This is a genomic window from Devosia alba (assembly GCF_039938915.1).
GTDB classification, from domain to species: domain Bacteria; phylum Pseudomonadota; class Alphaproteobacteria; order Rhizobiales; family Devosiaceae; genus Devosia; species Devosia alba.
Map to the genome: position 1 here is coordinate 1 of NZ_JBDUUI010000025.1, position 21,658 is coordinate 21,658.

Sequence of the window (21,658 nt, forward strand, 5' to 3'; positions counted from 1 at the left end):
TCTCAGTGAAAATTTACGCCCTCAGAGGGTCAGATCTCAGTGGCAATCAACAGCATAACCATTGGACAGGTTGGCAAGCTGCGCTTCGGTCAGTTCCTGCGAGAATGTCGTGCTTTCCATGCCGAGCGGGGTGAAGATATTCTCGTCGACATATTCGCCGAACGACTGTCCGGTGACGCGCTGGACGATGTAGCCGGCCAGCGCCGTGGCGTAGTTGGAATAGGCAGGTGTGGTGCCAGGGGCGAAAATGCGCGCTGGAATGAAGTCACGCACGAGCTCCTCAAACGGCACCGCGTCCTGCGGGTCGAAAGCAATCACGTGTTTGAGCTGTTCCTCAAAACCGGCAGTATGAGTCATGATGTTCCGCAGGGTGATCGGCTGCCCCTCGAAGAGCGGAATGGTGAAGTCGAGATAGGTGTTGATGTCGGTGTCGAGGTCGAGCGTTCCGCTTTCAACGAGCTGCATCACGGCGGTCCAGGTCATGAGCTTGGACACCGAGCCGGCGCGGAACGACGTGTGCTCCGGGTCTACCGGCCTGCCGGTTGCAGCGTCGGCATCGCCATAGCCCTTGGTCGCCAGGACTTCGCCATCCGCAACGACGGTCACAACAGCACCCGCCATATCGCCGGCCTGCAAGGCATAGGGCACGATCCCATCGAGCCAGGACTCGAGATCTGCCCGTTCCAGGCCATGGGCCGCGGGTTCGGCTGGCAGGGGCAACCCAGCTTCTTGCGCCAGGGTTGGCCCGGTCAACGTCATCGCCAGCAGGACGAGCGTGGTCAGTCTTCTCATCTTGAAACCTCTTTGTTCGGTGGCTTCATAGTCGGCCAGCCGATGCGATCGTGGAACAGGGCGCGCCCCCCCGGGAATGCGGGGGATAACCCCCAGACACTCAAGTGTTGGCCCTATAGCGTGTTCGCAAAGATCTGCCGCTGGCAAAGTGTGCATGGAAACGCCCAGCTCAGCTCAGCTCAGCTCGGGTGCCGGCTGCCACTAGACCAGGTCGAATACGAGGCAAACAACCACTTGGGCGGCGGCGTCGTTCAGGATCGAGCGCCGATGGATTGGCCGGGAAGGCGCTTTCCGCCATGGTACAAGCCGCCTCGGGGCTTGCTTTGCCCAAAAAACGCAAATATTGCGTTGGTAGCAAAGCGAGGCGAAGCAGTGGCACTCCAGAGACGCGCAAACCAGGCCGATATCGCGGAACGCCTCGGGGTTTCGGTGAGCACGGTGTCGCGTGCGCTCGCCAATGAGATCGGTATCAGCGACGCCGTGCGTCGCGATGTCCAGCGGATGGCGCGGATGCTGGGATATAAATCCAAGCATCGCATGGCCGCGGTGAGTGGCGACAGGCGGGCGGTGGCATTGGTGCCGCTGGGCAGCGCTACGAGCGGGCTCAGCGGGTTCTATTTCGGTATTGTCGAGGGCATGCGGGCGCAGGCGGCCTTGGCCGGGATGGCGCTCGATGTGCGGCTGGTGAATGAGTCGGCGGTGACGCTGGATCTGATCAAGAAACAGATTGCCCAGGCCGATGCCGGGGGGCTGCTGCTGGCGGGGATCGATGCGTGGGATGAGCTGGCCGCCTGGACCGCCGAGGCTGAAGTGCCCATGGTCCTGGTCAATGGCAGCGACCCCAATATGCGGGTGAGCTCGGTGTCGCCGGCCAATTTCTACGGGGCCTTCATGGCCACCCAGCGGCTGCTCGATGCGGGGCATCGGCGCATCCTGCACTATACGCATCTTTACCGACCGACAATTCGTCAACGCCAGCGGGGGTTTGAGACGGCTATCGCCAGAACGCCCGGGGCGGTGGGGACTTTGGTCAATACCGATGAGCGGCATACCAAGGAATTGCTGGGCGATATCCTGGCCGGCAAGCATGACATCACAGCTGCCTTCATCTGGAACGACATCGCGGCGGTAGAGATGCTGGAAGGCATTTATGGCGCCGATAGCCCGCTACCCCGGCATTTCTCGATTATCGGTTTCGACGACCTGCCGCTGGCCAGCATGGCGACGCCGCGGCTGAGCACGACCCGGGTGGATCGCGAGGCGATCGGGCGGGGGGCTGTGCGGTTGCTGGTCGAGCATATGGACGGCGAGACCGCGGTGCAGCAACTGGAAATCGGCGTCACCATGGTCGAGGGCGAGACGGTCTTTTCGGTCTGAATCCTAAAAGAACAGGGCGGGCATGGTGGGGATATCCTGCATCTCGCCGGTTTTTACCCAGCCTATGTCATTGCCGTCGCGATGCAAAATGAACAAATTTGCGTAACTTGCGTGATTTACGCAAATTACTTGCGACTGCGCAAAAACTCGCCTAGCTTTCAGATGCCTCACGAAACACCGGCCAGAGCATGGCCGCAAGGGAGTCGGGATGGATCTGCGTCGCTGGAACGTCAAACATGTGCGACTGGTGCTCGAGGGCGCCCCCGCCTTTGCGCCGTTCCCGCGCCACAGCCTGCCTGACCTTGCCGCCATCCGGGCGCAGGTGGGCAATGAGGGTATCGACCAGCTGCGCGCGGCGGCGCGGGCGGATGTTGTCGCGCCCATGCCGGCGCTGCCGGCCGAACTCTATCTCGATTTTGCCAGGACCGGACGGCGCGAGGGCTATGAAGACGCCCAGCGCCGGCGCCGCAACATGCTCTATCGGCTGGTGCTGGCTGAGTGGCTGGGCGGTGAGGGGGAGTTCCGTGCCGCTGCGGAAAACCTGCTCTGGGCGCGGCTTGAGGAAACCAACTGGGCCTGGCCGGCCCATGCCAGGACGCTGGATTTCCCCGATCGGCCAACGCTCGACCTGGCCGCGGCGATGACGGCGCTGGACCTGGCGGAGGCGAACTATCTGCTGGGCGAGGCGCTCTCGCCGCAGCTGCGGGCCCGCATCCGCAGCGAAGTCGAGCGCCGCGCCATTGCGCCATTTCTCGAGCGCAATGATCACTGGTGGCTGCATACGACGCCGCAAAAGCAGGTCAACAACTGGACTGCGGTCTGCGTGGCGGGCGTGGTCGGCGCCGCCTGCTACCTCGAGGCCGATCTGGACCGGCTGGCCGCGATCATCACGCGGGGCCTCCATAGCCTCGCCGATTATCTGGAAACCTTTGACAGCCAGGGCGGCTCGACCGAGGGCCCCGATTACTGGTCCTATGGCTTTGGCAATTATGTCGTGCTGGCGCATCTGCTGCAGGCGCGGACGGGCGGGCAGATCAACCTGCTGGCCGATCCGCTGGTCCGGGAAATCGCGCAATTCCCGGTGCGGACGGTGCTGACGCAGGGCGTGTGGGCCAGCTTTTCGGATTCTGACAGTAATCCCACCTTTCCGCCCGGCCTGCTGTCGCATCTTGCCGAAAGGCTGGACGTGCCCGCGCTGACCGAACTGGGCATGCGCAACGACTTCGCGGTTGAGCATTTCAACCAGTTCGCCTGGCCCCTGCGGCAGTTCGCCTGGCCGCTCCCCGAAACCAACCTGGCCTTTGGCGGCACGGCGCATGACTGGTTCGCGGATATGGCCTGGATGATCGCCCGTCTCGATCCCGCCGATTCCCAGTCGCTGCGGCTGGCGGTCAAGGGCGGGCACAATGACGAGATGCACAACCAGAACGATATCGGCTCGTTCATGGTGGTCAGTGGCGGCAAGGTGGTGCTGACCGATCCGGGCCGGGGCCGCTATTCCAAGGCCTATTTCGGACCCGAACGCTACGACAATCTCATGGCTTCCTCGCGCGGCCATTCAGTGCCCGTGGTCAACGGCCATGAACAGGCCGAGGGGCGCCATCATGGCGCCCGCGTGCTGCACCATTCCCATAGTGCGGCGAGCGACAGGCTGGAGCTGGACATGGCCGCAGCCTATCCGGCTGCGGCGGGTCTTACGTCGCTGCGGCGCAGCCTCAGCCTTGATCGTGCGGCAGAAAATGGCCGCGTGCTGCTCGAAGACAGTTTTGCCTTTGCCGGGGATGACGGCCAGTTCCAGTCGGTGCTGGTGACGCCCATGGCCGTGTCCGCCGGCGAAGGGCGGGTGGCCATCGGCGAGGCCGGAGGCGGCGTCAGTGTCGACTATGACGCCCGTGATTTCGAGGTTTGCCTCGACCGGCATGAGCGGGTGGAAAAGCAGTACCAGCCCGCCATCGACCTTATTCGCGTGGTGTTCACACCCCGGCAGCGGAGCCGGGAGGGGCGCCTTGCGCTCACCATCTCGCCGCTCGCATGAGCGCGGGTATCGCTCATTGAGCAGGACTATCGCGGCGCCGGCCGGGAGGAACAGCCGGAGCCAGATGCAACCGCCGGACCATGCTCCGGCACAGGGAGGACTAAGATGAGGAAAGACAACGTCTTCGGGGTGACCGGAGCGGTGGTTTTCGCGGCCATGATGGCTGGGGCACTGCCGGCGATCGCCCAACAGCAATCGCCCATGCTTGACGATCTGGTATCGGCCGGCACTTTGCCGCCCGTGGCCGAGCGCCTGCCGGCCAATCCACTGGTGGTGGAGGGGGCAAGTGCAGGCCAGTATGGCGGCACCTGGCGCATGGGCCTGAATGGCGGCGGTGATAACGGACTTATCGTCAAGACCGTCGCCTATGAGGGACTGGTTCGCTACGACCACCAATGGGCCGGCGCAATACCCAACCTGGCCGAAAGCTGGGAGGTCAATGCCGACGCCACCGAATACAGCTTCAAGCTGCGCGAAGGCGTGAAGTGGAGCGACGGCACCCCCTTCACCACCGAGGATATCGCCTTTACCGTCGAGATGTATCAGGACCCGGACTATGCGGCCGGCAGCTGGATCGACAACAAGAACAATCCGGTCACGCTGACCGTGGCCGACGACTACAATTTCACTTTCTCCTTCGGCAAGCCGAACGGCATGTTCATGGAGACGCTGGCCTCGACGGACGGCGTCCACATCACCTCGCTGCAGAAGAAATACTGCAGCCAGTTCCACCCGACCTATAACGAGAATGCCGATGCCGACGCGCAGGCGGCCGGCTTTGACGGCTGGGCGCTCTATCTGCAGGATCGCTGCGCCTGGGGCTGGGAGACCATCCGCTTCGCCAATCCCGAGCTACCGAGCATTTATGCCTGGGGGATCGAGACGCCGCTGAATGCCAATGCCCAGCGCGTCACCTGGAAGCGCAATCCCTATTACTGGAAGACCGATAGCGCAGGGAACCAGCTGCCCTATATCGACGCGCTCGATATGCGCGTGAGCCAGGGCGGCGTTGAGGAGCTGACGCTGGCTGCGCTCAATGGCGAGATTGACTTCCAGGAGCGTCATATCGCCACCAATACCAACAAGCCGCTGTTCTTCGATGGACAGGAAGCGGGTGGCTACCACCTGGGCGAGGTCATCCCCTCGGCATCCAATACGCTGGTGCTGCAGCTCAATCTCAACCATCTCGATCCGGTCAAACGCGAGCTCTATAACAACAAGGACTTCCGCATCGGCATTTCCCACGCCATCGACCGGCAGGAGATCATCGATGTGGTGTTTACCGGGCAGGGCGAACCCTTCCAGGTCGCGCCGCGCCCGGAATCACAGTTCTACGACGAGGAACTGGCCAAGCAATATACCGAGTTCGATCCGGACCTGGCGGCCCAGCATTTCGAGGCTGCGGGCCTGACCGAGCGGAACGGCGACGGCATCTACCTGATGAGCGACGGCAAACCGGCGACGATCACCGTCGACATGATTACCGCCCTGCGTCCGGAATGGGTCGACATGCTCGAAATCATGCAGCTGCAGCTGGCTGCGGCGGGCATCGATCTCGAAATCAACAGCATCGATCGCACGCTGTTCTACGAAAAGCGCCCGGCCGGTGAGTTCGACGCCCAGGTCTGGGCGGGTGACGGCGGCATCGAGGCGCTGCAGGAGCCACGCTACTACTTCCCGTTCAGCGATGAATCGGTCTGGGCCTATCGCTGGGCACAGTGGTTCAACGGCACACGTCCCGAAATTGCCGAAGAGCCGGTCGCCTGGGCCAAGCAGCAGATGGAGCTCTACAACCAGGTCCGTGCCTCGGGTGATCCCGAGCAACGCGCCGAGCTGTTCCGCCAGGTCCTCGCCATCACCAAGGAAGAATTCCCGGTGATCGGGGTGAGCCTGTCGCCCAACTCCTATTCGATCATCCGGAACAACCTCAAGAACGTGCCCGAATCCATGTTCAATGCCTGGCTGTTCCCCACGCCGGCACCGATGGACCCGGTGACCTGGTACTTCGAGTAAGCGGCACCTCCCTCCGCTTCGTCCCCTCGCGGCGTCCGCCGTCGCGGGGGGAACTTCCAGAATTCCGGGAAAGACATCGCCATGGCCGGCTTCATCGTTCAACGTATCATCGCCATGTTGCTGACACTGGTGGCGGTATCCATCGTGGCCTTCGCCATCATCCAGCTGCCGCCAGGCGATTACCTCACCAGCTATATCGCCCAGCTTGCCTCAACCGGTGACCAGGTCGATCCGCGGGTCATCGAGAACCTGCGCTCCCAGTATGGCCTGGGAGAGCCCTTCTATGTGCAATACTGGAAGTGGATCACCGGCGTGGTGCAGGGCAATTTCGGCCACAGCTTCGAATGGAAGCGTCCGGTATGGGAGCTGATCTGGGGTCGGCTGGGCAATTCCCTGATGATCGAAGGCATGGCGGTGATGGTCATGTGGCTGGTCGCCCTGCCCATCGGCATCTATGCGGCGGTGCGCAAATACTCGCTAGGCGATTACCTCGCCACCATTGGCGGCTTTGTCGGCCTCGCCATTCCCAATTTTCTGTTCGCGCTGATCCTGATGTACCTGGCCTATATCTGGTTCGGCACCACGATGGGCGGCCTGTTCTCGCCCGAATTCGAGAATGCCCGCTGGAGCCTGCCGCGCATCTGGGATTTCCTCAGCCACGCATGGGCTCCGGTGCTCGTGCTGGCGATGGCAGGTACGGCCGAACTCATCCGCATCCTGCGTGCCAACCTGCTCGATGAACTGCAGAAGCCCTATGTCACCACCGCCCGGGCCAAGGGGCTGCCGGAATGGAAGGTGGTGCTCAAATATCCGGTGCGACTGGCGCTCAATCCCCTGATCTCAACCATCGGCTGGCTGCTGCCGGCGCTGGTCTCGGGCTCGGTCATCGTCTCGGTTGTGCTCAACCTGCCCACAGCCGGCCCGATGCTGCTGCGCTCGCTGACCACGCAGGACATGTATCTGGCGGGGGCGATCATCCTGCTGCTGAGTGTTCTGACCGTCATCGGCACGGTGATCTCTGACATTCTGCTCGCCCTCATCGACCCGCGCATTCGTTACGGGAGCAAGTAATGGCCGTGGAAACCATGCCGATTGCCATCGCACCTGCCGCAATCCCCCGCCCGCGCCGCGAAAGCCAGTTCGGGCTGATGTGGCGTCGCTTCCGGCGCCACAAGCTGGCGGTGGTGAGCCTGTGGGTGGCGGGCCTTTTCTATCTGGTGGCGCTGCTGGCCGAATTCCTCGCGCCGGTCGAACCCTCCGCCTATAGCGCGCGCTTTACCTATGCGCCGCCACAGGGGCTGCATTTCCTGCATCACAGTGAGGACGGCAGCTGGCAGTTCGGGCCCTATGTTTATGGCTACAAGACCGAGATCGACCCGGTGGCGCTGCGACGGACTTTCGTGATCGACGAGGCGTTGCGCCTGCCGGTGTCGTTCCTGGTCGAAAGCAAGCCCTATAGTCTGATGGGGTTCATCCCCATGTCGGTCAAGCTGATGGGGGTCGAGAACCCGCGCGACCCCTTCTACATCCTGGGCGCCGACCGGCTGGGGCGCGACATGCTGAGCCGGCTGATCCACGGCACGCGCATTTCGCTGTCGATCGGGGTGGCGGGCGTGACGCTGAGCCTGTTCTTCGGCATCGTGATCGGCGGCTTTGCCGGCTATTATGGCGGATGGTTCGATAGCGCCGTGATGCGGGTGATCGAATTCATCCGCTCCATGCCCACCATTCCGCTCTGGCTGGGGCTGGCCGCGGCCATGCCCAAGGACTGGACGGCGCTGCAGACCTATTTCGCCATTACCATCATCCTGTCGCTGATCGGCTGGACCGAGCTGGCACGCGTGGTGCGGGGACGGTTTCTTTCACTTCGTACCGAGGATTTCGTGACGGCGGCGCAACTCGACGGCGCCAGCGACTGGCGCATCATCACCCGGCATATGGTGCCCAGCTTCATGAGCCACATTATCGCTGCGGCGACGCTGGCCATTCCCGGCATGATCCTGGCGGAGACGGCGCTCTCCTTCCTCGGGCTCGGGCTGCAGGCACCCATCGTCAGCTGGGGCACGCTGCTGCAGGACGCGCAGAATATCCGCACGCTGGCCACAGCACCCTGGCTGCTGGCGCCGGGGCTCTGCGTGGTGGTGGTGATCCTGGCGATGAACTTCTTTGGCGATGGGCTGCGCGATGCGGCCGATCCACATGGGCGATAGAGCAATGGCCGAAAATCCCATCCTGACCATCAAGGACATGTCCGTCAGCTTCTCCTCGCCCGACGAGGCCGATATTGAAGCGGTGCGGCAGGTGGACCTGACGCTGACGCCAGGCAAGACGCTGGCCCTGGTGGGTGAGAGCGGCTGCGGCAAGTCGGTGACGGCGCGCGCCGTGCTGCGGTTGCTCGACAAGAATGCCGAAATCCGGCGCGGGTCAATCCGGTTCGAGCCAGAGGGCCGGGCGCCGACCGATATTGCCCGGCTCAAGCCGGATAGCCTGCCGCTGCGGGCCATTCGCGGCAACCAGATTGCGATGATCTTCCAGGAACCGATGAGCTCGCTTTCCCCGGTGCATACCATCGGCGACCAGATCGACGAGATGATGATCATCCATGAGGGGCTGAAGCCCAAGGCGGCGCGCGAGCGCACCGTGGCGCTGCTGGATCAGGTGGGGATACCCGGCGCGCGGGAGCGGGCAGATGCTTATCCGTTCCAGCTGTCGGGGGGTCTGCGGCAGCGCGCCATGATCGCCATGGCCCTGGCCTGTACGCCGCAAATCCTGATTGCGGACGAGCCGACCACGGCTTTGGACGTGACGACGCAGGCGCAAATCCTTGACCTGCTGCGGCAGCTGCAGGCCGATTTCGGCATGGCCATGCTGTTCATCACCCATGATCTGGGCGTGGTTGCCGAAATCGCCGACGAGGTGGCGGTGATGTATCTGGGCGATGTGGTGGAGCAGGGTAGCGTCTATGACGTCTTCGCCCGGCCCAGCCACCCCTATACCCAGGCCCTGATGAGCTCCATTCCCAAGCTGGCGCGCAAGGCCGATCGGGTGCGGCTCTCGCCAATCAAGGGCACGGTGCCGGCGCCCAAGGATCGGCCGGAAGGCTGCGCCTTCACCAGCCGCTGTCCACACGCTTTCGAGCCCTGCCCGAGGATCAGGCCGGCGCGGACGGATGTGGGCAATGGCCACCACGCGCGCTGCCATCTGCTGACCCGCGTGCCGGTGGAGGAGCCAGCATGAGCAAATTGCTGAGTGTCGAGCATCTTTCAAAGCACTTTCTGCTTTCGGGCGGCTGGTTCGGGCCGGAAAGGCGGCTCGATGCGCTGACCGATATCAATTTGAGTGTGGAAGCAGGCGAGACGCTGGCCATTGTGGGTGAAAGCGGCTGCGGCAAGACCACACTGGGGCGCTGTATCATCGCGGCGCAAAGCACCAGCGAGGGCAGGGTGGTCTATCACCCCACATCGGGCGGCGATGTCGAACTGACGGCGCTTTCCAAGCGGGAGATCAAGCCGTGGCGGCAGGATATCCGCATGATCTTCCAGGACCCGATGAGCTCGCTCAACCCCAATATGCGGGTGTTCGACATCGTCGCCGAGCCACTGCGCATCCACCGCATCTGCAAAGGGCGGGAACTGGAGGAGCGGGTGATCTCGACGCTGGAGAAGGTGGGCATTCCGGCCGAGGCGGTCGGGCGCTATCCGCATGCCTTTTCGGGCGGACAGCGCCAGCGCATCGGCATTGCCCGGGCGCTGGTGCTCGACCCCAGGCTGGTGATCGCCGATGAGGCGGTCTCGGCGCTGGACGTTTCGATCCAGGCGCAGGTGCTGAACCTGCTGGAAGACCTCAAGGACGAGTTCGGGCTGACCTACATCTTCATCAGCCATGATCTGGGGGTGGTCAACTACATCGCCGACCGGGTGGTGGTGATGTATCTGGGCCATGTGGTGGAAAACGCGCCCACCGAGATGCTGTTCGAGCAGCCGCGCCATCCCTATACCGAACTGCTGCTCGAAGCATTGCCCATTGCCGATCCGCTCCGGCGCAAGGGCCGGAAAAAAGAGGTGCGCGGGGAAATTCCCTATCTGGACAATCGACCGGCCGGCTGCCCGTTCCACACGCGCTGCAAATATGCCGAGGACGTGTGCCGCAAGGACAAGCCGGCGCTGCGACCGATCAACGGCACGGCGCAGGAAGCGGCCTGCCACTTCGCCGAAAAGCTGGAATTGAAGGGTGCCTATGAAGACGCGCCCATCGGCCATGGCGTGGAGGCGAGCCTGGATGCGTCGCGGCGGCCACACGTTCATCAAAGCGGGGGCGATGGCTCCACTGCTGAGTTCGCAAGGAATTTGCCTGAATGACCTATGATCCAGTGAGCGCCAATCCGCTGCATGGCAATCCGCTCAAGAGCCGCGCCGATGTGGAAAACGCGCTGCATGACCTGTTCAATCCGCTGCTGCCGTTCTTCTCCGACGGCGGCGCGCGGGTGCGGCTGGATGCGGCGGGGGCGCATTTCGACCGGGCGGCGGCGGACCTCGAAGGGTTCGCGCGCCCGCTCTGGGGCGTGACGCCGCTGGCTGCGGGCGGCGGCAGTTTCGAGCACTGGGAACTCTATCGGCGCGGGCTGGCCAATGGCACCGACCCCGAGCATCCCGAATATTGGGGCACCGTCAATTCGACCGACCAGCGCATGGTGGAACTGGCGGCGATCGGCTTCACCATGCGGATGGTGCCGCAACTGGTGTGGGAGCCGCTGGACGAGAAAGCCAAGGCCAATCTGGCCACATATCTCAAGCATGCCCGCAGCTTCGACTATGCCGACAACAACTGGAAATTCTTCCGCATCCTCGTTGATCTGGGGCTGGAGGAATGCGGGGTGGCGTTCGACCGCTCGCTGACCGAGAAATATCTCGAGGAACTGGACGGATTCTATCTCGGCGACGGCTGGTATCGCGATGGCAATATCAGGCGGATCGACCACTACATTCCCTTTGCCATGCACTTTTATGGGCTGATCTATGCCAGGCTGGCGCGCGGCGACGAGGCGCGCGTCGCTGCCTACAAGGAGCGGGCGCAGCTCTTCGCCAGGGATATTCGCCACTGGTTCGACGAGGATGGCGGCACACTCGCCTTTGGGCGGAGCCTCACCTATCGCTTTGCCTGTGGTGGCTTCTGGGGTGCACTGGCCTTTGCCGACCTCGAGGCGCTGCCCTGGGGCGAGATCAAGGGGCAGTTCATGCGCCACCTGCGCTGGTGGGCAGACAAGCCGATCGCCAACCGCGATGGCATTCTCTCCATCGGCTATGGCTATCCCGACCTCTTCATGTCCGAAAGCTACAATTCGGCCGGCTCGCCCTATTGGGCGCTCAAGGCGTTTCTGCCCCTGGCGCTGCCGGCGGATCATCCGTTCTGGACGGCCGAGGAAACCCCGGCAGTGACCAGCAAGAAGCCGGTGCCGCTCAAGCATCCCGGTATGGTGATGATGCACACCAAGGGCAATGTGGTGGCTTTGTCGAGCGGGCAGCAGAACTGGCAGATGCGCCATGGCACCGAGAAATATGCCAAATTCGTCTATTCCAGCCGCTATGGTTTCTCGGTGGAAGTGGACGAGCGCGCCTATCACCAGGGCGCGTTCGACGGGGCGCTGGCGTTTTCCGACGATGGCCGGCATTACCGGGTGCGGGAAACCAACGAGGTGGCGAAGATCGCCGAGAGCACGCTGTTCTCGCGCTGGAAGCCGTGGGCCGATGTCGTGGTCGAGACCTGGCTCATTCCGGCCAATGGCTGGCATGTGCGGGCGCACCGGATCGTGACCCCGCGGGCGCTGCATGCCACCGAAGGCGGCTTTGCCATTGGTCGGGCCGATGCAAGTGCCGATAGCTGTATCGACGAGTCTGGACGCGCGGTGGCCAGAAGCCAGACCGATGTGAGCGCCATTGTCGATCTTGGCGGGACGCGCGAGGGGCGGGCGCACAGGGCGCTTCCCAATACCAATCTCATCGTTTCCAAGACCATCGTGCCGCAATTGCGCGGCGATATCGCGGCGGGAACCACGGTGCTGATGACGGCGGTGATGGCGCTGCCGGCGGGGGCGGAGGCCGAGGCGCTGCTGGCGCGGCCCCCTGCGCCCCCGGATCTCGCCGCCCTGGAGGCGCTGTTTGCCCGCGAGGGCGTCGATGTCAGCGCCATAATGGTGCCGGAGCGGTTCTGATGGCCCCCAAACTCGCCTTCGCCCTGGCGGCGGACAAAACCAAACATGTGTTCGACGCGGCGGCGCTGGCGCGGCTGGCCAGGATCTGCGACGTGGTGCAGACGGCGCCGCTGGAAGAGTTCGATAGCCCGGCGGCACGCGGCGTGCTGGGGCAGATCGATATTCTCGTCACCGGCTGGGGCTGCCCCACGGTGACGGCGGACGTGGTGCGGGCGGCGCCCAATCTCAAGCTCATTGCGCATGCGGCGGGCACGGTGAAGTACACGCTCGACCCGGCAGTCTATGATGCCGGCATCAGGGTGACCCATGCCGCCGATGCCAATGCGGTGCCGGTGGCCGAATATACGCTGGCCTCGATCATCTTTGCCAACAAGCGGGCATTCGAGCTGCGCGACCGCTATCGGGCCGATCCGGGGCGTCGCTCGAGCTATGCGCTGATGGACGAGCCCATCGGAAACTACCATCGAACCATCGGGCTGGTGGGCGCCTCGCGCATTGGCCGCAAGGTAGCGACGATGCTGGCGGGCTTCGACTTCACGGTGCTGGTCAGCGACCCGTTTGTGCGCATGGGCGATCCGGTGCTGGCGGGCGCTGAACTGGTGAGCCTCGACACGTTGATGGCCCGTTCGGACGTGGTTTCGGTGCATGCGCCGTCGCTGCCCGCGACGCGGGCCATGATCGGGGCACGGGAATTGCAGCTGATGAAGGACGGGGCCGCCTTCATCAATACGGCGCGCGGGGCGCTGGTGGATGAGGCGGCGCTGATCGCCGAATTGCAGACCGGGCGCATCCATGCAGTGATCGACGTAACCGATCCGGAGATTCCCGACCGGGGATCGCCGCTGTACAGCCTGCCCAATGTATTTCTTACGCCCCATATTGCCGGGGCAGTTGGCACGGAGCGACTGCGGCTGGGGCAGTTGGCGATCGAGGAAGTGGAGCGGTTCGTCATGGGCATGCCGCTGGAATTCGCGGTCGAACCGGCACTGCTGGAGCGGTTGGCATAGTGGGCTTGATCCAGCCTCATCCACCGGCCGGCACCTCCTCCTCGACGGGGGAGGTTGGGAGGGGGTGTTGAGAGCCACGATATCGGGGCTAACCGCCCCCCCCACCCTTGATTCCTCCCCGCAAGAGCCTGCACTCGGGCGCGCCAGACCGCGACCCGGGTGGGGAGGGTGTCGACTGAGATATTTAAGCTGGTGAGCAATGAAACCGCCTATCGCTGAAAATCCCCAGGTCACGGGCCATGCCGAACACGAGGCGCGACTGCAGTTTCTGACCTGGGACCGCACACAAGCCGATATCGAGTCGCCCGCGCATCGGGCGCGGCAGGCTCGTCTTGCACAAGCGGCGGGCGCCAGCTTTCATCCGACTGCCTATGTGGCGGCAGAGGCGGCCATTTTCACCAGCCATCTGGTGCTGGGAGAGCAAAGCTGGATCGCCGGGCATGCGCTGGTGCGGGGCGATGTGGAGTTTGGCGCGCATACGACCGTCAATCCCTATGCGATGATCTCTGGCAAGCTGCGCTGCGGCGACGGGGTGCGGATTGCCAGCCATGTGTCGATCGTAGGGTTCAACCACGGTTTTGACGATCCGAGCGTGCCGATTCATATGCAAAAGCATGAAAGCCTCGGGATCGTCATCGAAGACGATGTGTGGATCGGGGCCAATGCGGTGGTGCTCGACGGGGTGACTGTCGGCAAGGGCGCGGTGATCGCGGCCGGGGCGGTGGTGAGCAGGGACGTGCCGCCCATGGCGATCGTCGGCGGGGTGCCGGCCAAGCTGGTGCGCTATCGCGGGCAGGTGGCGCGGAAGGACAGCGCTTCAATCCTGGCGCGGTTAGGCGAGGCCGCCGGGGCGCAGGTGCAGGATGTGCTGGCGGCCTATCGTGAGGGTGGGGACTATGTGTCGCGCGAGGCGGATGGACAGGTGCGGCGCAGCGCCCGGCATCGCAATGATGCGATCGAGCTGGCGGCGGGGTTCGACACCATGCCCGAAGAGCTGGACCTGGCGGCGACGCTGAGCGAACTACAGGCCCTGCAGGACATGAAAACCGGGCTGTTTCCCGACCCATATCGGCCGGTGGAGGCCGGGCGGGCACTGCGCGATGACGGGTTGGCGCTCTATAATGTGCTGTCGGTGGGCTATGCCATCGAGGCGCTGGGCGGAAAGCCGCTGCACCCGATCGCGGCGGTGGAGCTGGAGGCGCCGGCGCTGTGCGAGTGGCTCGAGGGGCTGACCTGGCGCGAGCGTGCCTGGGGGGCGGGTGCGGCGGTGGATGCCATCGGCACGGCGCTCTATTTCAATGCGCGGTATTTTACGACGGGGCGGGCGCGGGAGACGCTGTTCGGCTGGCTGGCGATGCAGCAGGACCGGGCGACCGGGCTGTGGGGCTCGACGACCGCTGACGAAGGGTTGTTGCAGCCGGTCAATGGCTTTTACCGACTGACGCGCGGCACCTATGCCCAGTTCGGCCTGCCCGTACCCAATGCCGAGCGGGCCATCGACTCGATGCTGCTGAACTATCGCAACTATGGCGGGTTTGCGGGGCCGCGCTATACTGCCTGCAACCTGCTCGATACCGTGCACCCGCTGCTGCTGTGTCTCAGGCAGACCGACTATCGGCGGGCGGAGGCCGAGGCGATTGCGCATGCGGTGATCGGCCGGGCCGAGGAGCGCTGGGTGGCGGGTGAGGGCTTTGCCTTTGCCGACGGGCAGGCGCCGAGTCTGCAGGGCACGGAGATGTGGCTATCGGTGGTGCATCTGGCGGCGGCGCTGCTGGGGATTGCCGATACATTTGCCTTCGTGCCCAAGGGGGTGCATCGGACGAAAGCGGTGGGGTTGGGGCTATGAAGAAAGCACTGATTGTCTGGGGCGGGATGGCGCTGCATACGCCGGAGCGGGGCGCCCATGTGGTGCGCGAGCTGCTGGAGGCCGAGGGATTCTTGGTGACGGTGACGCCGGACTATGACGCGCTGGGCGCGGCAGATGTCGGCCGCAATGACCTCATCGTGCCGGTGATTACCGATGGGGTGCTGGCACCCGACAAGATGGACAATCTGGTCGCGGCGGTGCGGGCGGGGACGGGGCTGGCGGGCTACCATATGGGGCTGGCGACGACGTTCCGCTCCAGCGTGCCGTTCCGCTACATGGCCAGCGTTTACTGGGTGCAGCATCCGGGCAACATCATTCCCTATCGGGTGGAGATAGGCGATGATCCGTTGCTGGCCGGGATCGACAGCTTCGAGCATGTGAGCGAGCAATACTACCTCAATTACGATCCGGCAGTCGACGTGCTGGCGACGACGACGTTTTCGGGGGAATTTCATCCCTGGCGCAAGAATGTGGTGATGCCGGTGGTGTTCACGACCATGCATGACCGCGGGCGGGTGTTCTATTCCTCACTAGGGCACACAGCCGATGAGCTGGCCGATGGGCCGGTGCGGGAAATCCTGCGGCGCGGGCTGCTCTGGGCAGCGAGGTAAAGCCCCGGTCGATGGCCCCTCTCAGGTGGGGTGCTCTTGCTGCTGCGCTGCCTCGGTCTGGCGCCGCAGCACTTCGGATTCCGGCAGTGCATTGGCATAGGCCAGTTCGCGATTGGCGCGGGCCCAGAAGCTGGGATGAACCGTGTCGAGCAAGCCCGGATCGGCGGGCAGGAGGCCGAGCGATGTGCGGGTCGCCTCGTTCAGATAAAGCACCACATTCTGCCGGTACCACGCCGGAATCGCCTCATCGGTCCAGATCGCGGGGCGAATGACATCGTGCGCGGTATAGCGGTGGCGGGCGAAATGGCCGGCCCACCAGCTTTGCCATTGTTCGTTGCGATGGCCGACGCCGCCCTGGCCGGGAATGGCGGCGCTGAAGAGAATTGCCGGGGCGAGGGCGACGAGATCGGCGACGAAACTGGCGGCCCGTGCGGGGGATAGGTGTTCGGCCACTTCGAGCGAGAGGGCCAGATCGGTGCGGGGGGCGGTGAAACGCTGCTCGAGATCGCGGGGGGTAAAGGCAATGCGGGGATCATCAAGCATGGTGGGCGTGACCCAGTCGCCCTCGATGCCGAAGGCTGTGTCGGCGCCCAGTTCAAGCGCGGCGGCGAGCCAGGTGCCGGTGCCGCAGCCGATGTCGCTGACGCTGGCGCGGGGCAGACCGGCGGGCAGTTTGCCAAGGATGTGGCGGGCGGCGCGAGCGGTGTGGGCGCGACGGTTTTCGTAGAAGCCGATGGGGTAGAGCGAGGCTGTCATCTTGAGGCCGATCGATGGGTCTGTCGGTAGCCTATGCCGGGAGGGGAGCCGGCGCCAGACGCCGCAACTGAAACCGGAATCCTGGAGGCGGATCGACGCTCTGCGTGATCATGCTGTGCGGGATGCCGCCGATCTGGCCAGCAGGCAATCGTGCCCGGAATCTGGAAATCGTCGTTATGCCCTTCCTTTCGGCCGACAATCCCCCTATACATTCGCAAATTCGAATATACGGAGATGCAAAATGTCGATGGGTCGTGCTGTGCAGGTGTTCGCCGGAGCCATGATTCTGGTGTCAGTTCTGCTGACTGAATTTGTCTCGCAGCACTTCCTCTGGTTCACCGTGTTCATCGGGTTCAACCTCATACAATCCGCATTCACGGGCTTCTGTCCTGCCACGCGGGTTTTCAAGGCACTGGGAATGAAATCGGGTGGCGTGTCTTGAGTACCTTGAAAATGAAAACGCCGCTGTTGTTCGGTTTCCTGTTGGCCTTGGCGCTGCCGGGATCTGCCAATGCTGGTTCAGTGGTGCTTGCGCCAGTCTCTGTGCCGGAGTGGAAGTCGGTCTATGGACAGGTTGAGGCTCGCAACTCCATCCCGGCACGCGCCCGGATCGGGGGCACACTGGTGTCGCTCACGGTCACGGAAGGCGATGATGTGACCGCCGGGCAGGTGATGGGGACAGTGCGCGATGACAAGACCGCGTTTCAGGTCACCGCCCTGGAGGCGCAACTTGGCGCGCTGGTGGCGCAGTTGGAAAATGCAGAGTCCGAGCTGTCGCGTGGGCAGACGCTGGTCGACAGGGGCGTCACCACGACCCAGCGTCTTGACCAGTTGAGCACGCAGGTCGACGTCGTGCGCAACCAGATCGCCGCTATCGAGGCCCAACGCCAGGTTGTCCTGCAGCAGGAATCGGAAGGGGAGATCATTGCCCCGGCCGATGGCACGGTGCTGGATGTGCCCGTCACCCAGGGCGCTGTGGTCATGCCTGGCGAGGCGATCGCCACCATCGGGGGCGGGGGCATCTATCTGCGTCTGGCCATTCCCGAACGGCACGCCCCCATGCTCAAGCAGGATGCGCAGCTACAGATCGAGACTGGCACCACAACAATGACGGGACAGCTCGACAAGATATATCCGCGGATCGAAAATGGCCGTGTGGTGGCCGATGTGGCGGTCGATGCGCTGCCAACGGCGTTTTTTGGCGCCCGGCTTCTGGTGCGCGTGCCGGTGGGCGAGCGCCAGGCGCTGATGGTCCCCGCAGTCGCAGTGGCAACCCGCTTTGGCACTGATTTCGTTCAGGTCAAAACTGCCGATGGCACAAGCGAACGCGCCGTTGTGCTCGCCCAGCGCGACGATGACGACGACGCCGTAGAGGTTCTGACCGGGCTTGCGGCAGGTGATGAGGTCGTCACGCCATGAAGCTGGGTATTGCTGGTAACCTGACACGGACCTTCATTGGCTCCGCGCTCACGCCGCTGTTTCTGCTGGCGGCCCTGGCCGTCGGGCTCGTCGCGCTGGTCACGCTGCCGCGCGAGGAAGAGCCGCAGATTTCCGTTCCCATGGTGGATATCCTGCTGCAGGCGCCCGGCCTCAAGGCCGAGGATGCCGTCAAGCTTGTCACCGAGCCGCTGGAGACGATTGTCAAAGGCATCGATGGCGTCGAGCACGTCTACTCCCAGACGCGCGACGATGCGGTCATGGTCACCGCCCGCTTTGTGGTGGGCACATCCTCGGACGCCGCCGTGCTGCGGGTGCATGAAAAGGTCCAGGCCAATGCCGACCGCATGCCGGTTGGTATTCCCGAGCCCATGATTGTCGGTCGCGGCATCGACGATGTCGCCATTGTCTCGCTCACGCTATCGGCAAAGCCGGAGGCCATTGGCCGGCTGACGCCCAATGATCTGACACGGATTGCACGCGAGCTTCGCACCGAGATAGCCAAGGTGGACGATGTCGGGTTGAGCTATCTCGTGGGCGAGACGGGTGAAGCCATCCGCATTGCGCCCAACCCGGAAAGGCTGGCGCTGTATGGCGTTACCCTGCAACAGCTCTCGGGCAAGGTGACCAGCGCCAACCGGTCCTTTTCCACCGGGCTGGTGCGTGACAAAGGTCAGCAGATCGAGGTCGTTGCCGGCGAAACCCTGCAGACACCCCTGGAGATCGGCAACCTGCTGCTCACCACCCGGGATGGCCGGCCGGTCTATGTTCGTGACGTGGCCGATATTGCCTTTGTCACGGACACCGCCGACATGCACGTCTCGACCGTAACGCGCGCCGCCGATGGCACATCGCTGCGTTCACCCTCGGTCACCCTGGCCGTTGCGAAACGGGCGGGTTCAAATGCGGTCACCGTCGCCGAAGCCATCCTGCCCCGCGTCGAAGCCGTGGAGGGAACCCTTATCCCCGAGGATGTCGCGGTCGAGATCACGCGCGACTACGGCGAAACGGCCAATGAGAAGGCGAACGAGCTCCTGTTCCATCTCGGGCTGGCAACGCTGTCGATCATCGTGCTGGTCTGGGTTGCCATCGGCTGGCGCGAGGCCATGGTGGTGGCCGTCGTCATCCCGGTCACCATTCTGCTCACCCTGTTTGCTGCGAAGGTGATGGGCTACACGCTCAATCGCGTGTCCTTGTTCGCCCTGATCTTTTCGATCGGCATCCTGGTCGATGACGCCATCGTGGTGATCGAGAACATTGCTCGCCACTGGGGGATGGGTGATGGACGAAACCGCCGCCGCGCGGCCATTGAAGCGGTGGCGGAGGTGGGAAACCCCACCATCGTGGCCACCCTTACGGTGGTTGTGGCCTTGCTGCCGATGCTGTTCGTGTCGGGCATGATGGGCCCCTATATGAGCCCGATCCCGGCAAATGCTTCAGCGGCCATGATCTTTTCGTTCTTCGTGGCGGTGATCGTTACCCCCTGGCTCATGCTCAAGGTCGCCGGCTCGGCGCCCGTTCATGCGCACAAGAACACTCACGGCCCGGGCGGTTTGCTGGGGCGGGGCTATATCATGGTGGCGCGGCCGATCCTTTCGTCAAAGGCCGCGAGCTGGAGCTTTCTCATTGTCGTGGGCATCTTGACCCTGGCGTCGCTGGCCTTGTTCTACACCAAGGACGTGACGGTCAAACTGCTGCCATTTGACAACAAATCCGAGCTCGCCGTGACGATTGACCTGCCCGAGGGTGCCTCGGTCGAGGCGACCGACGCCATTGCACAGGCGGTTGCCGACGTGGCGATCGCCATGGAGGAGGTGCTGTCGGTCCAGACCCATGCCGGAACGGCAGCGCCATTCAACTTCAATGGCCTGGTGCGCCATTCCTATCTTCGCGCCGAACCGCAACTGGGCGACGTTCAGCTCAATCTGACACCCAAGGGTGAACGCGCGCGTTCGAGCCATCAAATAGCGCTGGATCTGCGGGATCGCATTGCCAAGCTGGCAACGCCGCCGGGCACCTCGCTCAAGGTTGTCGAGCCACCACCGGGACCGCCCGTCATGGCCACCTTGCTGGCTGAAATCTACGGTCCGGATGCCGAAACACGCCGCTTGGTTGCAGCCAAAGTGGAAACGGCGTTCCGCTCCGTCCCCTTTGTCGTGGATGTCGACAACTCCTATGGAACGCCCGCCCGGCGGATCCGGACAACGATCTCGACCGATAATCTGGACTTTTTCCATGTCGAGGAAGGCGATGTCTTCGATACCATCGCCATTCTGAACAACGGCAGCACGGTGGGCTATTCCCATCGTGGCGGCGGTCGGACGCCGATTCCAATCCGCATGGAGCGCGACAAGGCGGACAAGGTGATCGATGAGCGCTTCCTGTCGACCCCGATCCCGGCCAATGTTCTGCCTGGCGACCGCGGCGTGGTTGAGCTGGGCGACGTCGTCCAGATCAAGGAAGAAACCGCTTCCTACCCGGTGTTTCGCCATAATGGGCGGTCTGCAGAAATGGTGACGGCCGAGCTGGCGGGCACCTTTGAGGCCCCCTTGTACGGCATGCTCGCCGTTCAGGCGGCGCTTGATGCCCAGGACTGGACCGGGTTGAGCAAACCCGAGATCGCGTTGCATGGTCAGCCGACGGACGAGACAAAGTCGACCCTGCTCTGGGATGGGGAATGGGAGGTTACCTGGGTAACCTTCCGCGACATGGGCGCTGCGTTCGGTGTGGCGATCCTGGGCATCTATATTCTGGTGGTCGCCCAATTTGGATCGTTCAAGATACCGCTGGTCATTCTGACCCCGATTCCCTTGACATTCATCGGAATCCTGGTCGGTCACTGGCTGTTCAAGGCGCCGTTTACCGCCACCTCGATGATCGGGTTCATCGCCCTTGCGGGGATCATTGTGCGGAACTCGATCCTGCTGGTCGACTTCGTCACCAACACGGCCACGCCGGACCGGCCGCTGACCGAGGTGCTGATCGAGGCTGGCGCCGTCCGCTTCAAGCCGATCCTGCTCACCGCACTTGCGGCCATGATCGGTGCGGCGGTGATTCTCACCGATCCGATCTTTCAGGGCCTGGCGATATCGCTGCTGTTCGGGCTCGCATCATCGACGCTGCTCACCGTCCTGGTGATCCCGGCGATCTATCGGGTCCTGCGAACCTAGCGAACAGGTTCCAATTTGGCGCAAGGGCTCGCGGGCCCTTGCGCCAGGGTTCAGGGCAATAGCGCTGCCCAGAGCATGCGGATGGCCAGGCCAGCGAGCAGCAGCATGATCAGGCGGTCGAAAACCTGGCGGGACAGGTGTCTGGCGACAAATGAGCCAACAGGCATGCCCAACAGCAAGGGTAGCAAGGCGAGGCAGCTGAGCATGAACCCGTTCGGGGTCAGGATCCCGGCAAAGGCCAACACGGGAAGCTGCACCGAAACAAAGGTCACGAAAAGCAGCGATACCGTGTTGATGAACACACGGCGCTCCAGCTGCATGGCATTGATAAAACTCAGCGATACCGGGGCCGAAATGCCCGCCGATCCCTGGATCACCCCGCTGG

At 63.6% G+C, this 21,658-nt stretch carries 17 protein-coding genes; 14 read left to right on the plus strand and 3 right to left on the minus strand.

The window, feature by feature from the left end:
- Nucleotides 1-36: 36 nt before the first annotated feature.
- Nucleotides 37-792: a serine hydrolase domain-containing protein gene (locus tag ABFY71_RS18170; protein ID WP_347947299.1), complete on the minus strand. Its 756-nt coding sequence runs from the start codon at nucleotides 790-792 to the stop codon at nucleotides 37-39.
- A gap of 372 nt (nucleotides 793-1,164) precedes the next feature.
- On the opposite strand from ABFY71_RS18170, the gene ABFY71_RS18175 reads away from it, so the two are divergent.
- The 11 genes from ABFY71_RS18175 (at nucleotide 1,165) to ABFY71_RS18225 (ending at nucleotide 15,910) form a co-directional block, all read left to right on the plus strand.
- A complete protein-coding gene (locus ABFY71_RS18175; RefSeq protein WP_305583094.1) occupies nucleotides 1,165-2,169 on the plus strand; it encodes a LacI family DNA-binding transcriptional regulator in 1,005 nt (334 codons plus the stop codon).
- Nucleotides 2,170-2,377: 208 nt separating this feature from the next.
- On the plus strand, nucleotides 2,378-4,204 hold the full coding sequence (locus ABFY71_RS18180; protein ID WP_347947300.1) for a heparinase II/III domain-containing protein: 1,827 nt from the start codon (nucleotides 2,378-2,380) through the stop codon (nucleotides 4,202-4,204).
- A gap of 105 nt (nucleotides 4,205-4,309) precedes the next feature.
- Nucleotides 4,310-6,217, plus strand: coding sequence for an ABC transporter substrate-binding protein (locus ABFY71_RS18185; RefSeq protein ID WP_347947301.1), 1,908 nt, complete (start codon nucleotides 4,310-4,312; stop codon nucleotides 6,215-6,217).
- 81 nt (nucleotides 6,218-6,298) lie between these two features.
- Entirely contained in the window at nucleotides 6,299-7,288 is a 990-nt protein-coding gene (locus ABFY71_RS18190; protein ID WP_347947302.1) for an ABC transporter permease, read from the plus strand.
- Nucleotides 7,289-7,302: 14 nt separating this feature from the next.
- Nucleotides 7,303-8,427, plus strand: coding sequence for an ABC transporter permease (locus tag ABFY71_RS18195; protein ID WP_347947313.1), 1,125 nt, complete (start codon nucleotides 7,303-7,305; stop codon nucleotides 8,425-8,427).
- Between the two features lie 4 nt (nucleotides 8,428-8,431).
- Nucleotides 8,432-9,454, plus strand: a complete 1,023-nt coding sequence (locus ABFY71_RS18200) for an ABC transporter ATP-binding protein (RefSeq protein ID WP_347947303.1) — start codon at nucleotides 8,432-8,434, stop codon at nucleotides 9,452-9,454.
- Nucleotides 9,451-10,575 carry an ABC transporter ATP-binding protein gene (locus ABFY71_RS18205; RefSeq protein WP_347947304.1) on the plus strand — a complete coding sequence of 375 codons (1,125 nt, stop codon included), beginning with the start codon at nucleotides 9,451-9,453 and terminating at the stop codon, nucleotides 10,573-10,575. Before ABFY71_RS18200 ends, ABFY71_RS18205 begins: the two co-directional genes overlap by 4 nt.
- Nucleotides 10,572-12,425: a DUF2264 domain-containing protein gene (locus ABFY71_RS18210; protein WP_347947305.1), complete on the plus strand. Its 1,854-nt coding sequence runs from the start codon at nucleotides 10,572-10,574 to the stop codon at nucleotides 12,423-12,425. The genes ABFY71_RS18205 and ABFY71_RS18210 overlap by 4 nt, the downstream gene beginning before the upstream one ends.
- On the plus strand, nucleotides 12,422-13,432 hold the full coding sequence (locus ABFY71_RS18215; protein ID WP_347947314.1) for a hydroxyacid dehydrogenase: 1,011 nt from the start codon (nucleotides 12,422-12,424) through the stop codon (nucleotides 13,430-13,432). Before ABFY71_RS18210 ends, ABFY71_RS18215 begins: the two co-directional genes overlap by 4 nt.
- 199 nt (nucleotides 13,433-13,631) lie before the next feature.
- A complete protein-coding gene (locus tag ABFY71_RS18220) occupies nucleotides 13,632-15,278 on the plus strand; it encodes an acyltransferase (RefSeq protein WP_347947306.1) in 1,647 nt (548 codons plus the stop codon).
- Nucleotides 15,275-15,910, plus strand: a complete 636-nt coding sequence (locus ABFY71_RS18225) for a ThuA domain-containing protein (protein ID WP_347947307.1) — start codon at nucleotides 15,275-15,277, stop codon at nucleotides 15,908-15,910. Before ABFY71_RS18220 ends, ABFY71_RS18225 begins: the two co-directional genes overlap by 4 nt.
- Before the next feature lie 21 nt (nucleotides 15,911-15,931).
- Here the strand turns inward: ABFY71_RS18225 and ABFY71_RS18230 are convergent, their stop codons facing one another.
- Nucleotides 15,932-16,666 (minus strand): class I SAM-dependent methyltransferase, encoded by a 735-nt coding sequence (locus tag ABFY71_RS18230; protein WP_347947308.1) that lies wholly within the window; start codon nucleotides 16,664-16,666, stop codon nucleotides 15,932-15,934.
- Between the two features lie 241 nt (nucleotides 16,667-16,907).
- On the opposite strand from ABFY71_RS18230, the gene ABFY71_RS18235 reads away from it, so the two are divergent.
- The 3 genes from ABFY71_RS18235 to ABFY71_RS18245 are packed head-to-tail and all read left to right on the plus strand — an operon-like array spanning nucleotide 16,908 to nucleotide 21,273.
- Nucleotides 16,908-17,108, plus strand: coding sequence for a YgaP family membrane protein (locus tag ABFY71_RS18235; protein ID WP_347947309.1), 201 nt, complete (start codon nucleotides 16,908-16,910; stop codon nucleotides 17,106-17,108).
- Nucleotides 17,105-18,085: an efflux RND transporter periplasmic adaptor subunit gene (locus tag ABFY71_RS18240; RefSeq protein ID WP_347947310.1), complete on the plus strand. Its 981-nt coding sequence runs from the start codon at nucleotides 17,105-17,107 to the stop codon at nucleotides 18,083-18,085. Before ABFY71_RS18235 ends, ABFY71_RS18240 begins: the two co-directional genes overlap by 4 nt.
- Nucleotides 18,082-21,273 (plus strand): efflux RND transporter permease subunit, encoded by a 3,192-nt coding sequence (locus tag ABFY71_RS18245; protein WP_347947311.1) that lies wholly within the window; start codon nucleotides 18,082-18,084, stop codon nucleotides 21,271-21,273. Before ABFY71_RS18240 ends, ABFY71_RS18245 begins: the two co-directional genes overlap by 4 nt.
- A gap of 50 nt (nucleotides 21,274-21,323) precedes the next feature.
- Here ABFY71_RS18245 and ABFY71_RS18250 read toward each other — a convergent pair.
- The coding region (locus ABFY71_RS18250; RefSeq protein ID WP_347947312.1) for a hypothetical protein at nucleotides 21,324-21,658 on the minus strand (335 nt) is incomplete at its 5' end.

What these genes read in the sequence shown, in the direction of transcription:
- ABFY71_RS18180 (WP_347947300.1), top strand. Translation starts at nt 2,378, where the DNA reads ATGGATCTGCGTCGCTGGAACGTCAAACATGTGCGACTGGTGCTCGAG.
- ABFY71_RS18245 (WP_347947311.1), top strand. Translation starts at nt 18,082, where the DNA reads ATGAAGCTGGGTATTGCTGGTAACCTGACACGGACCTTCATTGGCTCC.
- ABFY71_RS18200 (WP_347947303.1), top strand. Translation starts at nt 8,432, where the DNA reads ATGGCCGAAAATCCCATCCTGACCATCAAGGACATGTCCGTCAGCTTC.
- ABFY71_RS18220 (WP_347947306.1), top strand. Translation starts at nt 13,632, where the DNA reads ATGAAACCGCCTATCGCTGAAAATCCCCAGGTCACGGGCCATGCCGAA.
- ABFY71_RS18225 (WP_347947307.1), top strand. Translation starts at nt 15,275, where the DNA reads ATGAAGAAAGCACTGATTGTCTGGGGCGGGATGGCGCTGCATACGCCG.
- ABFY71_RS18190 (WP_347947302.1), top strand. Translation starts at nt 6,299, where the DNA reads ATGGCCGGCTTCATCGTTCAACGTATCATCGCCATGTTGCTGACACTG.
- ABFY71_RS18185 (WP_347947301.1), top strand. Translation starts at nt 4,310, where the DNA reads ATGAGGAAAGACAACGTCTTCGGGGTGACCGGAGCGGTGGTTTTCGCG.
- ABFY71_RS18195 (WP_347947313.1), top strand. Translation starts at nt 7,303, where the DNA reads ATGCCGATTGCCATCGCACCTGCCGCAATCCCCCGCCCGCGCCGCGAA.
- ABFY71_RS18210 (WP_347947305.1), top strand. Translation starts at nt 10,572, where the DNA reads ATGACCTATGATCCAGTGAGCGCCAATCCGCTGCATGGCAATCCGCTC.
- ABFY71_RS18235 (WP_347947309.1), top strand. Translation starts at nt 16,908, where the DNA reads ATGTCGATGGGTCGTGCTGTGCAGGTGTTCGCCGGAGCCATGATTCTG.
- ABFY71_RS18230 (WP_347947308.1), bottom strand. Translation starts at nt 16,666, where the DNA reads ATGACAGCCTCGCTCTACCCCATCGGCTTCTACGAAAACCGTCGCGCC.
- ABFY71_RS18205 (WP_347947304.1), top strand. Translation starts at nt 9,451, where the DNA reads ATGAGCAAATTGCTGAGTGTCGAGCATCTTTCAAAGCACTTTCTGCTT.
- ABFY71_RS18170 (WP_347947299.1), bottom strand. Translation starts at nt 792, where the DNA reads ATGAGAAGACTGACCACGCTCGTCCTGCTGGCGATGACGTTGACCGGG.